We start from the raw sequence: 11547 nt of genomic DNA, 5'->3' as shown, positions 1-11547 counted from the left end.
AAGGAACAAGTGGCCAGCGTAGCCGCTGCTCAGTCGCTGGGCAATCCAAGGCTTTGCAGGCGCGCGATCAACCTCGACTCAAGCTGATTGAGGTGCGGCAGGTTCAGTTGATGCCGTGCTGCGACTTTACAGGCATGACCCAGCAGGTAACTGATTTCGGTGCGGCGCCGGTTGCTGACGTCCTGGTACATCGAGGAGTAGTTGGCAGCGGTCGCGTGGATCACCCGTTCAACCTCCTGTTGCAGGTTTTCGGCAGCAGCCGGCTGGCCGCAACGCTGCAACAGCTCGATCAGTTCACCGCACAGGGTGGCGACCTCACAGTGGTGCTCCTGCAACCCGCCATTGCGGCAATCGTGCAGCACCGTCAACGGATTGATCGCGCAGTTGAGTGCCAGTTTGCGCCACAACCGGGTGAGGATTTCGGTGCTCCACTCATGGGGAATACCCGCGGCGTCGAGGTCGTCCAGCCAGATCGGTGCGACAGGATGGCCGGCATCCCCCAGCCAGGTAAACCCGTGCCCGGCAAAGACCACACGCCAGTCACCATCGCGAAAGGCGCCTTCAGTGCTTGACGCGTAAATGCAGCGCGCCTGCGGTACTTGCGCCGCCACGGCGTCCTGGCTGCCCAGGCCGTTCTGCAACAGGATCAGCTCGGCGCCGGGCGCCAGGCGGGGTGCCAGCTGTGCCACGGCCTGTTCCGCGTCGTAGGCTTTGCAGGCGACCAGCAGGCGATTGATCGGGGCGAGGCTGTCGGCCGTTTCGGCGCTCACCGGATAGCGCTGGGCCTGGCCATGTTCGACCAGGGTTAAACCGCCTGCCGCCTCGTACGACTGCAACCGGGCCGCGTCACGCAGTATCAGCCGCACCGGCACTGCGGCCCGCGCCAGGCGGGTGGCCCACAATGTGCCGAGGCTACCGGCGCCTAGAACATGCCAGGTGGTGGACATCAGCTTTTTGCTCTGTTTAAGGCGCGCATGGGAGGCTCGCAGTGAATGATCGGAAAGACCCGTTATAATCAGCGCGGATTTTAACCGCAAGCCAGGCGTGCTCCATCTTGATCGAGCGCGCCCTATTTATTGGAGAGATTACATGCCGTCGTTCGACGTGGTATCCGAACTGGACAAACACGAAGTCACCAACGCGGTCGAGAACGCCGTCAAGGAGCTCGATCGTCGTTATGACCTGAAAGGCAAAGGCAGCTTCGAGTTCAAGGAAAAGGACCTGACCGTCAACCTGACCGCTGAAGCGGATTTCCAGCTCGAAGCGATGATTGAGATCCTCAAGCTGGCGCTGGTCAAGCGCAAGATCGATGTGCAGTGCCTTGAGGTCAAGGACGCTTTTGCGTCGGGCAAGTTGATGAAGCAGGAAGCTGTCCTCAAGGAAGGCATCGACAAAGAGCTGGCGAAGAAAATCGTCGCTCACGTCAAGGACGCCAAGCTGAAGGTGCAGGCCGCCATCCAGGGTGAGCAAGTGCGCATCACCGGCAAGAAGCGTGACGATCTGCAGGAAGCCATTGCTGCGTTGCGGGCCAAGGAATTTGGCATGCCGCTGCAGTTCAACAACTTCCGCGATTAACGTACAAGGCGGGAACCTCTCGGCGTTTTCGGCGTCCGAGGCCCAAGCAACGGCAGGAACGATCGATCCGGATAGGGTTCGGTCTTTCTGCCGCTTTATTTTTCGCGTGCCGGGTAGCCGGAAAAGTGCAGGAGAAAGCAGATGGACTTAAATGCTGAAGTAGACAACCTGGTCAAGGTGTCCCAGTCCTGGATCCCGATGATCATGGAATACGGCAGCCGTGTGCTGTTGGCGGTGCTCACCCTGGCTATCGGCTGGTGGTTGATCAACAAGGTCACGCACAAGCTCGGTGGTCTGATAGCCCTGCGTAACGCTGACCTTGCGCTGCAAGGCTTTATCAGCAGCCTGGCGAACATCATTCTGAAGATCCTGCTGGTCGTCAGCGTGGCGTCGATGATCGGTGTGGAAACCACTTCGTTCGTGGCAGCGATCGGTGCGGCAGGCCTGGCCATCGGCCTGGCCTTGCAGGGCAGCCTGGCGAACTTCGCTGGCGGCGTGCTGATTCTGTTGTTCCGTCCGTTCCGTATTGGTGACTGGATCGAAGCCCAGGGTGTGGCGGGTACCGTCGACAGTATCCAGATCTTCCACACGGTGCTGCGCACTGGTGACAACAAAACCATCATCGTGCCTAACGGCAATCTGTCGAACGGCATTATCACCAACACCAACCGCCAACCGACCCGCAAGGTGGTATTTGATGTTGGCGTTGATTACGAAGCGGACCTGCAAAAGGCTCGTCAAGTATTACTGGACCTGGCCAAGGATCCACGAGTGTTGCCTGATCCGGAACCTCAGGCCGTCATCTCGACGCTTGGTGACAGTTCGATCACTGTTTCCCTGCGTGTGTGGGTAAAGACTGCAGATTACTGGGATGTAATGTTTATGTTCAACGAACAGTCCCGTGATCGATTGAAAGCGGCGGGTATTGACATTCCATTTCCTCAGCGTGTAGTTCGCGTGGTTCAGGAAGCGGCAGTGCAGTAAGCCTGATTTGTTTCTTAATGCATAAACCCAAGAGGCTAATAGTCTCTTGGGTTTTTTTGTGACTATTGATCGGTTCATTGAAAAAAGTATTAACGTTATGCGCGGAAGTTGCTTGCTGCGATGTTTGGCATGTGGCAGGCATAAAAAAACCGCCCACCTGAAGAGGTGGGCGGTTTCTTGATCTACAGAGTTCCGGTTTTACACCCTGATTACAGGATGCTCAGTGGGTACTCGATGATCAGGCGGGTGTCGTAGACGTCAGACGAGTAGCCGCTGTACGCGCCGTTCGAGCGGTAGTTGGCGAAACGTGCACGGAACGACAGGTCTTTTGCCGGACCTTCCTGTACGACGTACTTGGACTCCAGGTTCCACTCGTTTTCCTTGCCTTCACCCAGACCGTTGGTCTTGATGTTGTCACCCATTACGTAACGGGTCATGAAGCTCAGGCCAGGTACGCCGTAGGTCGCCATGTTCAGGTCGTAGCGAGCTTGGTAGGATTTCTCCTCGCGGCCCACGAAGTCGGAGATCTGAATGGAGTTGGAGACGAAGATGGTGCTGTTGCCGTCAACGCCGTAGTAGTAAGCGTTGTCGCCGCTCGACTGCTGGTAAGCCAGGGTGAACTTGTGAGCGCCCAGGCTATAGGCAGCTGCCAGGGACCACAGGTTGTTGTCCACACCCAGGGTGCCGTCGCCGATGGCGTCAACCAGGTCGCCACGTTTGTCGCCCTTGGTTTTGTAACCGTTCAGGTCGAAGTTCAGCGACTGTTCGTCGTTGATCGGCACGGTCAGGTTCATGTTGACGTAGTACTTCTTGAAGTACTCTTCAGCATCCGACGCAGCCACGGCAGCGGTGAAGTTGTCGGTGAAGGCGTAGCTGGCACCGAAGATGTTGATGCCGTCGCTCAGGCCTTTGGAGTGGAAACCGTCTTCATCTGGCAGGCCGCCGATGCTGTCACGGGCCATACCGGTTTGTTTGCTCAGTGCGGTGAAGCGACCAGCGCTCACTTCCAGGCCTTTGATTTCCTTGGAAGTCAGCAGGGTGCCGGTAGCGACTTCTGGCAGCAAACGGCTGTCGTCGGTGGCGAATACAGGGCTGGCAACGAATTGCTGGCCGTATTTCAGGACGGTGTCGGACAGACGCAGTTTCACTGCACCGCCAACCTTGCCCTGGGATTTTTCAGGGTTGCCTTCGCTGTCGTTGGCGAACAGGCCGTTACCGCGCTTGCCCGAGCCGCCGTCCAGTTTGACCGAACCCATGGCCATGGCGTCGAGGCCGAAACCAACAGTACCTTGAGTGAAGCCCGACTCGTAAGAGAGCAACTGGCTCAGACCGGAGTCCTGACGATAGCCGGCGGTGCCGCTGGATGGGTTGCTTGCACCGTTTTTGTAGTCGCGGTTCATATACTCAAAACGGGTTTTGAGTTTCAGGCTTTGGTCGCCGAAGAAACCCTTGGACTCGTCCTGGGACGACGCCACTGCGAACTGCGAGGTACCAGCTGCAACAGCCAGTGCGATCATGCTCCACTTCATCACGCGCATCGTGATTTGCTCCTTTGGTTTTTAGAAGAGTACTGCCGTCCCACCTGTTTTATTATCTGGGCGGCTCTTTCTTTTTGTGTCGGCGCAAACTTATATCACGCCGACAATGTTGGCGATACTTGCGCATCTAACCTTTCAGCTTCTTTACGACCCTGTCGTAAACGGCTAGCTAGATGTCGCAAATTTACAGCCCCGATGCAACCGGACTGACAACTTTAGTGCTGTTTTTCTGGACTGGCGCATCGATAAAAAGAGTCCCTGGTGAAACGTTTGAATCTCCATCGGGCTACCCTGCCGCTGTTTTTCTTGGTCTTAAGGCCGCCCGCTTCCAGCGGTTGCCTTATAGACGATGTGGGTATCAATGCAACAAGCGTGCACAAATCAGAACTCCATCGATGTTTTTTTCTGTCTGGCTGCCTGATGCGGTAAAAACCTCATAAAACCGGGGGGCTCATGCTTCTTTACTTCGGGCTTGACGCGAAGGTTGGCATCGTGTTTCAGCCTCCTGTCAGGCCACGTGACATGCAAAAGCGTTACCGGTTCACCCCGCCAGTGAGTAAAAGGCGGATATGCGAAGCACTCAGCGTAGACGTACTGTGCGGTTTTGGTGCAAAAAATTTCAATGACTGTACTGAATTCAAACAGTGGGCGTTTATACGTAGTGTGAACAGGCCGTGGTTTTCTGGTCATTTCGGCGTTTTTTAAAGCATGCTGGTGCGGTATTGGTGCGTTTTTGCAGCAAATGTCTCATCTCGGGGCGGGCTTGAAGCCATTTGTAGATCCTCGAGTGGCATAGCCAGTGGTTCGCTGCGAAGCCGGCAGGGTATGCTGCCGTCCAGTGGCCTGGCGTACGATCACTCTAGAGGAGCGCCAAGCTGAAAAATGATGACCTGGCGGGAGTATGCGCAGTGTTCGCTTTAGATCCACGACTTCAACAAGACACACTACCGATCGGTGATTTCCCGCTTTGTCGGTTGCTGTTGTCCAATGATTCGAACTACCCCTGGTTCATCCTCGTGCCACGCAGGGACGATATCAGCGAGATATTTCAGTTAAGTGTCGCCGATCAGGTGCAGCTGTGGCAGGAAACTACCTCGTTGTCAGAGTTGCTCAAGGACTCGTTCGATGCCGACAAGCTGAACGTCGCTGCCCTGGGCAACGTGGTCAGTCAGTTGCACATGCATGTGATCGTGCGCAAGCGTGAAGACGCGGCCTGGCCGGCACCTGTCTGGGGCAAGCACCCGGCCAGGCCTTACAATGCAGAGCAGGTCGCGGCGATTCGCGAACGGCTGCGCCTGGTGCTGACCGATGATTTTACGTTTGTGGAGGGTTGAGCCATGAGCCTTGAAGAGCGCGTAACCGACCTTGAAAGCCGACTGGCGTTTCAAGATGACACCATCCAGGCGTTGAATGATGTCCTGGTGGCGCAGCAGCGGGTGGTCGAGCGCCTGCAGCTGCAAATGGCCGCGCTGCTCAAGCGGCAAGAGGAAATGGTCGGCCAGTTCGAGTCTTTCGAAGAAGATGCGCCGCCACCGCACTACTAACTACTAGTAGAAGTGCAGGTAGAAGCGCAGACATAAAAAAACCGCGAACATGTTCGCGGTTTTTTATTGCCTTTGATCAGCGTCGCGGCAGGGCGGCGATGACGTCTTCGGCTTGCAGGCCTTTGTCACGATTCATGACGGAGAACTCGACGCGCTGGCCTTCGACCAGAACGCGATGGCCTTCTCCGCGAATGGCCCGGAAGTGCACGAAAATATCGTCACCGGAGTCGCGGGAAATAAAGCCGAAGCCTTTGGAGGTGTTGAACCACTTGACGGTCCCGGTATCGCGGTTGCTCATGTCGTAGCTAGGCGAAGCGGCGGCCGGTGACGATTTGTAGAAGCTGATGGCCAGGTGCAGGGCAACAGCGACCAGGGCTGCAACCAGGCTGAACAGCACGGCAGGCTGGCCGGCAATGACCGAAATCTCCGCGATCAGCGTCAGGGTTTGCAGGACGACAGCCAGAACCAGCAGGGCGCTGACCAGGTTCTGCAGTTGATGGCGCGGGCCTTTGTTCCAGTAAGGGATAACTGGGGCAAGCGTCAGGTTGAGCAGGCCAAAAAAGGCCAGGTACAGCGCCTCGGGTTGTTGCAGGTAAGGCAGGGCTTCGGATCGCAGGCTAGGGAAGAAGGACAGCAGCAAGGCCGCTGCGCCTATCAGCAGGTGGACGATTTTCAACATTTTGATTAACTCACGTTAAGACAGCTCACAAGGAAGAGCTGATGGCGCACGGTTCGCTTCGGAATAAATGAGAGGCGTTGGACACGTACCCGGTATCAGCCTATGCGCCGCGCCCGAAAAAATAGGCACTGACGACACGCTGCCTATTTAACAGCAAAGCTGCAGCCTACTCAAATCAAGGAGTCCAGCGGTGTATCGGAGGGCCTTGCCGCCGCTTGGCGGGGCATCCGGGCTGCAGCCTGGCGGCAGGCTTGCTAGAGTGGTCGTGCACCTGTTGGATGAACTTCATCACCTTTAGGGGAAAAACATGGCAATCGATATCGGTATCAGTGAAGAGGACCGCAAGTCCATCGTCGACGGACTTTCGCGGCTGCTGTCGGACACCTATGTGCTTTACCTGAAAACCCATAACTTCCATTGGAACGTCACCGGCCCGATGTTCCGCACCCTGCATTTGATGTTCGAGGAGCAATATAACGAGTTGGCTTTGGCGGTCGATTCGATTGCCGAGCGAATTCGCGCGCTCGGATTCCCGGCGCCGGGCGCCTATTCTGTGTATGCGCGCCTGTCCTCCATCAAGGAAGAAGAAGGTGTGCCGGCTGCCGAAGACATGATCAGGCAATTGGTGGCGGGGCAGGAGGCTGTCACGCGCACTGCCCGAGGGATCTTCCCGTTGCTCGATAAAGTCAGCGACGAACCTACGGCTGACCTGCTGACTCAGCGCATGCAGGTCCACGAGAAAACCGCGTGGATGCTCCGCGCACTGCTGGATCAATGATTCGCCGGCGCGTGGATGGCACTGTTGTTCGCGCGCTTCTTTCCTTCAGATAGGCGACCTGTTGGTTGAGCGAATCTTCGCTTGTTGCTGTGGGAAAAGTGCCGGACTAGGACGCTCTCCCTGATCTGCCTTCCGTTGTTGGCTTATCCTACGCGGATGGTCATAAAGTCATCTGGCTATAACTTTGCCCTAGCGTTTTTATAGGCATTCAAATTGCTTTTATGGAAATCGCAATTGGCAAAGGAGTGTCAGTGATATGGAATATGAAGGCAGGAGAGATGAGGGGCGGGGTGGGCTGGCCAGGGATATAAGGATCGATCCATTTGTCAGTGAGTTCGATATGGGGCTGGCCCAGCCTTTATCCCGATCGGTGCGATTGAATGGCTTTGCCACCTGTTTGCGGCTTGAGCAGGTGTATTGGGATATTTTGGGCGACATGGCCAGGGTCAATAGCTGTTCGGTCAGTGCGTTGCTGTCCCATGTCGATCGCCAGGTGCATTTGCGTCATGGCGGGGTAAGAAATTTCAGCGGGCTGGTGCGGGTAGTCTGTGTTGTCCACAGCCTCAAGGAAGGGCGTTGCCCGGTCATGGCTTGAACCCGATGAATCAAAGAGCAGCGTGTCGATCTGTGCAGTCTTACGGCTGCACAGGCTGCATTTAATGGATATAATCCCGCTCTTTGCCGCAAAACCCAGCGTGCGCGGTAGCAATCTGATCGCCGAGACAACCCCCATGCCGATGTACGATTACCAATGTGCTTCCTGTGGTCATCAGTTGGAAGCCATTCAAAAGATCAGCGATGCACCGTTGGTCGACTGCCCTGCGTGCCAGGCGCCAGAGCTAAAGAAGATGCTGTCCATGCCGGGCTTCCGCCTCAGCGGCACGGGCTGGTACGAGACCGATTTCAAGACCGGTTCCAAGAAGAACCTGGCCGGCGGCGACAAAGCTGACTAGGGATCAGGACCTGAGTTGAACCACACGCGCGAGCTCTTGCGTCATCCGTCAGCGGATCGACGCAAGGTCTCCAACCGAATGTCGAATTACGAGAAGTGAAACCACTACCATGATGCGCAGCCATTATTGCGGCCAACTGAACGAAAGCCTGGAAGGCCAGGAAATTACCCTTTGCGGATGGGTCCACCGTCGTCGTGACCACGGTGGGGTGATTTTCCTCGATATCCGTGATCGTGACGGTCTGGCCCAAGTGGTATTCGATCCGGACCGCGCTGAATCCTTCGCCGCTGCCGATCGCGTGCGCAGCGAGTACGTTGTGAAGATCACCGGCAAGGTTCGCCTGCGTCCGGCCGGTGCCACCAACGCCAACATGGCGTCGGGCATGATCGAAGTCCTGGGCTATGAGCTAGAAGTGCTGAACGAGTCGGAAACCCCGCCGTTCCCGCTGAACGAGTTCTCCGACGTCGGCGAAGAGACCCGCCTGCGCTATCGCTTCCTGGACCTGCGTCGTCCGGAAATGGCCGAGAAGCTGCGCCTGCGTTCGCGCATGACCACCAGCATCCGCCGCTTCCTGGACGAGAATGGCTTCCTCGACGTCGAAACGCCGATCCTGACTCGCGCCACCCCTGAAGGCGCGCGTGATTACCTGGTGCCAAGCCGTACCCACGCCGGTTCGTTCTTCGCCCTGCCGCAATCGCCGCAGCTGTTCAAGCAATTGCTGATGGTGGCTGGCTTCGACCGCTACTACCAGATCGCCAAGTGCTTCCGCGACGAAGACCTGCGCGCCGACCGTCAGCCGGAATTCACCCAGATCGACATCGAGACCAGCTTCCTCGATGAAAAAGAGATCATGGGCCTGACCGAACAAATGATCCGCAACCTGTTCAAGGAAGTGCTGGGTCTGGAATTCGGCGAGTTCCCGCACATGACCTTCGAAGAAGCCATGCGTCGCTACGGTTCCGACAAGCCAGACCTGCGTAACCCGCTGGAATTGGTGGATGTTGCCGACCAGCTCAAGGAAGTCGACTTCAAGGTGTTCAGCGGCCCGGCCAACGACCCTAAATGCCGTATTGCCGCTCTGCGTGTTCCAGGCGGGGCAAGCATGCCGCGCAAGCAGATCGACGATTACACCAAGTTTGTCGGTATCTACGGTGCCAAGGGCCTGGCGTACATCAAGGTCAACGAGCGCGCCAAAGGCGTCGAAGGCCTGCAGTCGCCAATCGTGAAGAACATTCCTGAAGCCAACCTCAACGTGATCCTCGATCGCGTTGGCGCAGTCGATGGCGATATCGTGTTCTTCGGTGCCGATAAAGCCAAGATCGTCAGCGAAGCCCTGGGCGCGCTGCGGATCAAGCTCGGCCACGACCTGGAGCTGCTGACCTGCAAGTGGGCGCCGATGTGGGTCGTCGACTTCCCGATGTTCGAAGAGAACGACGACGGCAGCTTCAGTGCCTTGCACCACCCGTTCACCGCGCCGAAGTGCACCCCGGCAGAACTGGAAGCCAACCCGGCTGGCGCTCTGTCCCGTGCTTACGACATGGTATTGAACGGTACCGAGCTGGGTGGCGGTTCGATCCGTATCCACCGTAAAGAGATGCAACAGTCGGTGTTCCGTCTGCTGGGTATCAACGAAGCGGAACAGGAAGAGAAGTTCGGCTTCCTGCTCGACGCCCTGAAATACGGCGCGCCGCCGCACGGTGGCCTGGCCTTCGGTCTGGACCGTCTGGTGATGTTGATGACCGGCGCCCAGTCGATCCGTGAAGTGATCGCCTTCCCGAAAACCCAGAGCGCGGCGGACGTCATGACTCAGGCACCGGGTCAGGTCGATGCCAAGGCATTGCGCGAACTGCACATTCGTCTGCGCGAAACGCCTAAGGCAGAGTAAGGCTCACCTGGAGGGCGCATCTGCGGATGCGCCCTTTCTTTATACGTAGAGCACTTCAAGATTTTTGGTTGCCGGCCGGCGCACAACAGCGTGGCGGGCAATGTTTCAAAGAGAATTCGGAGCGAGTTATGGCAGGTCATTCCAAGTGGGCGAACATCAAGCACCGCAAAGAACGTCAGGATGCCAAGAAGGGCAAGATCTTCACCAAGTGGATTCGTGAGCTGACCGTCGCGGCCCGTCAGGGTGGTGGCGATCCAGGCTCCAACCCGCGCCTGCGCCTGGCGCTGGACAAGGCCCTTGGTGCGAACATGAGCCGCGACATCATTGATCGCGCGGTTGCCCGTGGTGCCGGTGCTGCCGATACCGACGATATGGTCGAGCTGACCTACGAAGGGTACGGCCCGGGTGGCGTGGCGGTGATGGTCGAATGCATGACCGACAATCGCAATCGCACCGCAGCCGCGGTTCGTCACGCGTTCAGCAAGTGCGGCGGTAATCTCGGCACCGACGGTTCGGTGGCGTACCTGTTCGAGCGCAAGGGACAAATTTCCTTCGCCCAGGGCGTTGACGAAGACGCGCTGATGGAAGCCGCCATGGAAGCCGATGCCGATGACGTGGTGACCAACGAAGACGGTTCGATCGATGTCTTCACCTCGTTTGCCGGGTTCTATTCCGTACGTAACGCGCTTGAAGCGGCTGGTTTCAAGGGTGATGACGCAGAAATCGTCATGCTGCCGACCACCAGTGCCGAACTGGATCTGGAAGGGGCGGAGAAAGTCCTCAAGCTGATCGATATGCTCGAAGACCTGGATGACGTGCAGAACGTCTACTCCAATGCCGATATCCCGGAGTCGGTCGCCGCACAGCTCGGTTAAGGGCGAACAGGATCCTTTGTGGGAGCGAGCCTGCTCGCGAATGCGGATTTTCAAGCGACATAGTTGCTGAATATGAAACCGCTTTCGCGAGCAGGCTCGCTCCCACATTTGTTATTCGTGCATTTATTGAACCCGCAGGCGTTATGACTTTAATTCTTGGTATCGACCCCGGTTCGCGCATTACCGGTTACGGCGTGGTACGCGATACCGGTCGTGGCTGTGAGTACGTGGCCTCCGGTTGCATCCGCACCGGTGCCGGCGAGCTGCATGAACGCCTGCAGATTGTTTATCGCGGCGTGCGGGAAATCATCCAGACCTACGGTCCGGTGACCATGGGCATCGAAAAGGTGTTCATGGCCCGTAACGCCGATTCCGCCCTGAAACTGGGGCAGGCCCGTGGCGCGGCCATCGTGGCCGGCGCGGAAGAAAACCTGGAAATCGCCGAATACACGGCAACCCAGGTCAAGCAGGCGGTGGTCGGCACCGGCGCGGCCAATAAAGAGCAGGTACAGATGATGGTCATGCACATGCTGAAGCTGACCAGCAAACCGCAAATCGATGCCTCCGATGCCCTGGCCATTGCCATTTGCCATGCGCACACCCGTTCCAGCCTGTTGCCCCATGGCCTGGGCGCGGCACGCAGTCGTGGCGGGCGCCTGCGTCTCTGATAGCATCAGCAATCATTTTTCTGGAATGAGGGTCATGCGCCTGTGTTGTCGGCGCAAAACCCTTGTTC

The 11547-nt window shown here is 57.3% G+C and carries 13 protein-coding genes; 10 read left to right on the top strand and 3 right to left on the bottom strand.

The window, feature by feature from the left end:
- Positions 1 to 29 precede the first annotated feature (29 nt).
- Entirely contained in the window at positions 30 to 947 is a 918-nt protein-coding gene (locus ACA054_RS26055) for a putative 2-dehydropantoate 2-reductase (RefSeq protein ID WP_497686789.1), read from the bottom strand.
- Positions 948 to 1089: 142 nt separating this feature from the next.
- Here ACA054_RS26055 and ACA054_RS26050 point away from each other — a divergent pair, with 142 nt between their 5' ends.
- Positions 1090 to 1575, top strand: a complete 486-nt coding sequence (locus tag ACA054_RS26050; protein ID WP_053155306.1) for a YajQ family cyclic di-GMP-binding protein — start codon at positions 1090 to 1092, stop codon at positions 1573 to 1575.
- Positions 1576 to 1716: 141 nt separating this feature from the next.
- Positions 1717 to 2559 (top strand): mechanosensitive ion channel family protein, encoded by an 843-nt coding sequence (locus ACA054_RS26045; protein WP_497686788.1) that lies wholly within the window; start codon positions 1717 to 1719, stop codon positions 2557 to 2559.
- Positions 2560 to 2768: 209 nt separating this feature from the next.
- Here the strand turns inward: ACA054_RS26045 and ACA054_RS26040 are convergent, their stop codons facing one another.
- Positions 2769 to 4097 (bottom strand): OprD family porin, encoded by a 1329-nt coding sequence (locus ACA054_RS26040; RefSeq protein WP_497686787.1) that lies wholly within the window; start codon positions 4095 to 4097, stop codon positions 2769 to 2771.
- A 908-nt stretch (positions 4098 to 5005) separates the two neighbouring features.
- Between ACA054_RS26040 and ACA054_RS26035 the strand changes: the two genes are divergently transcribed.
- Together ACA054_RS26035 and ACA054_RS26030 are read left to right on the top strand one after the other, a co-directional pair.
- Entirely contained in the window at positions 5006 to 5431 is a 426-nt protein-coding gene (locus ACA054_RS26035; RefSeq protein WP_497686786.1) for an HIT domain-containing protein, read from the top strand.
- Positions 5432 to 5434: 3 nt separating this feature from the next.
- On the top strand, positions 5435 to 5641 hold the full coding sequence (locus tag ACA054_RS26030; protein WP_053155314.1) for a SlyX family protein: 207 nt from the start codon (positions 5435 to 5437) through the stop codon (positions 5639 to 5641).
- Positions 5642 to 5717: 76 nt separating this feature from the next.
- On the opposite strand, the gene ACA054_RS26025 is transcribed toward ACA054_RS26030, so the two are convergent.
- The gene (locus tag ACA054_RS26025) at positions 5718 to 6320 is read right to left on the bottom strand and encodes a cold-shock protein (RefSeq protein WP_497686785.1); all 603 of its coding nucleotides are present in this window, start codon (positions 6318 to 6320) and stop codon (positions 5718 to 5720) included.
- 307 nt (positions 6321 to 6627) lie between these two features.
- Here ACA054_RS26025 and ACA054_RS26020 point away from each other — a divergent pair, with 307 nt between their 5' ends.
- The 6 genes from ACA054_RS26020 (at position 6628) to ruvC (ending at position 11479) form a co-directional block, all read left to right on the top strand.
- Entirely contained in the window at positions 6628 to 7098 is a 471-nt protein-coding gene (locus tag ACA054_RS26020; RefSeq protein ID WP_180205182.1) for a Dps family protein, read from the top strand.
- Positions 7099 to 7354: 256 nt separating this feature from the next.
- A complete protein-coding gene (locus tag ACA054_RS26015; protein WP_497686784.1) occupies positions 7355 to 7693 on the top strand; it encodes a ribbon-helix-helix domain-containing protein in 339 nt (112 codons plus the stop codon).
- 136 nt (positions 7694 to 7829) lie between these two features.
- Positions 7830 to 8051 (top strand): FmdB family zinc ribbon protein, encoded by a 222-nt coding sequence (locus tag ACA054_RS26010; RefSeq protein WP_007977333.1) that lies wholly within the window; start codon positions 7830 to 7832, stop codon positions 8049 to 8051.
- Positions 8052 to 8160: 109 nt separating this feature from the next.
- Positions 8161 to 9936, top strand: coding sequence for an aspartate--tRNA ligase (gene aspS, locus ACA054_RS26005; protein ID WP_497686783.1), 1776 nt, complete (start codon positions 8161 to 8163; stop codon positions 9934 to 9936).
- Positions 9937 to 10064: 128 nt separating this feature from the next.
- Positions 10065 to 10811 carry a YebC/PmpR family DNA-binding transcriptional regulator gene (locus tag ACA054_RS26000; RefSeq protein WP_272603363.1) on the top strand — a complete coding sequence of 249 codons (747 nt, stop codon included), beginning with the start codon at positions 10065 to 10067 and terminating at the stop codon, positions 10809 to 10811.
- Between the two features lie 143 nt (positions 10812 to 10954).
- Positions 10955 to 11479, top strand: coding sequence for a crossover junction endodeoxyribonuclease RuvC (gene ruvC / locus ACA054_RS25995; protein WP_020798460.1), 525 nt, complete (start codon positions 10955 to 10957; stop codon positions 11477 to 11479).
- Positions 11480 to 11547: the final 68 nt, after the last annotated feature.

Source organism: Pseudomonas sp. LBUM1653 (assembly GCF_059716115.1).
This window is presented reverse-complemented; position numbering and strand designations above follow the sequence as displayed.

Excerpts from the sequence above, each read along its gene's own strand:
- aspS (WP_497686783.1), top strand. The coding sequence starts at position 8,161 with ATGATGCGCAGCCATTATTGCGGCCAACTGAACGAAAGCCTGGAAGGC.
- ACA054_RS26020 (WP_180205182.1), top strand. The coding sequence starts at position 6,628 with ATGGCAATCGATATCGGTATCAGTGAAGAGGACCGCAAGTCCATCGTC.
- ACA054_RS26030 (WP_053155314.1), top strand. The coding sequence starts at position 5,435 with ATGAGCCTTGAAGAGCGCGTAACCGACCTTGAAAGCCGACTGGCGTTT.
- ACA054_RS26045 (WP_497686788.1), top strand. The coding sequence starts at position 1,717 with ATGGACTTAAATGCTGAAGTAGACAACCTGGTCAAGGTGTCCCAGTCC.
- ACA054_RS26000 (WP_272603363.1), top strand. The coding sequence starts at position 10,065 with ATGGCAGGTCATTCCAAGTGGGCGAACATCAAGCACCGCAAAGAACGT.
- ACA054_RS26025 (WP_497686785.1), bottom strand. The coding sequence starts at position 6,320 with ATGTTGAAAATCGTCCACCTGCTGATAGGCGCAGCGGCCTTGCTGCTG.
- ACA054_RS26055 (WP_497686789.1), bottom strand. The coding sequence starts at position 947 with ATGTCCACCACCTGGCATGTTCTAGGCGCCGGTAGCCTCGGCACATTG.
- ruvC (WP_020798460.1), top strand. The coding sequence starts at position 10,955 with ATGACTTTAATTCTTGGTATCGACCCCGGTTCGCGCATTACCGGTTAC.
- ACA054_RS26050 (WP_053155306.1), top strand. The coding sequence starts at position 1,090 with ATGCCGTCGTTCGACGTGGTATCCGAACTGGACAAACACGAAGTCACC.
- ACA054_RS26040 (WP_497686787.1), bottom strand. The coding sequence starts at position 4,097 with ATGCGCGTGATGAAGTGGAGCATGATCGCACTGGCTGTTGCAGCTGGT.
- ACA054_RS26015 (WP_497686784.1), top strand. The coding sequence starts at position 7,355 with ATGGAATATGAAGGCAGGAGAGATGAGGGGCGGGGTGGGCTGGCCAGG.
- ACA054_RS26010 (WP_007977333.1), top strand. The coding sequence starts at position 7,830 with ATGCCGATGTACGATTACCAATGTGCTTCCTGTGGTCATCAGTTGGAA.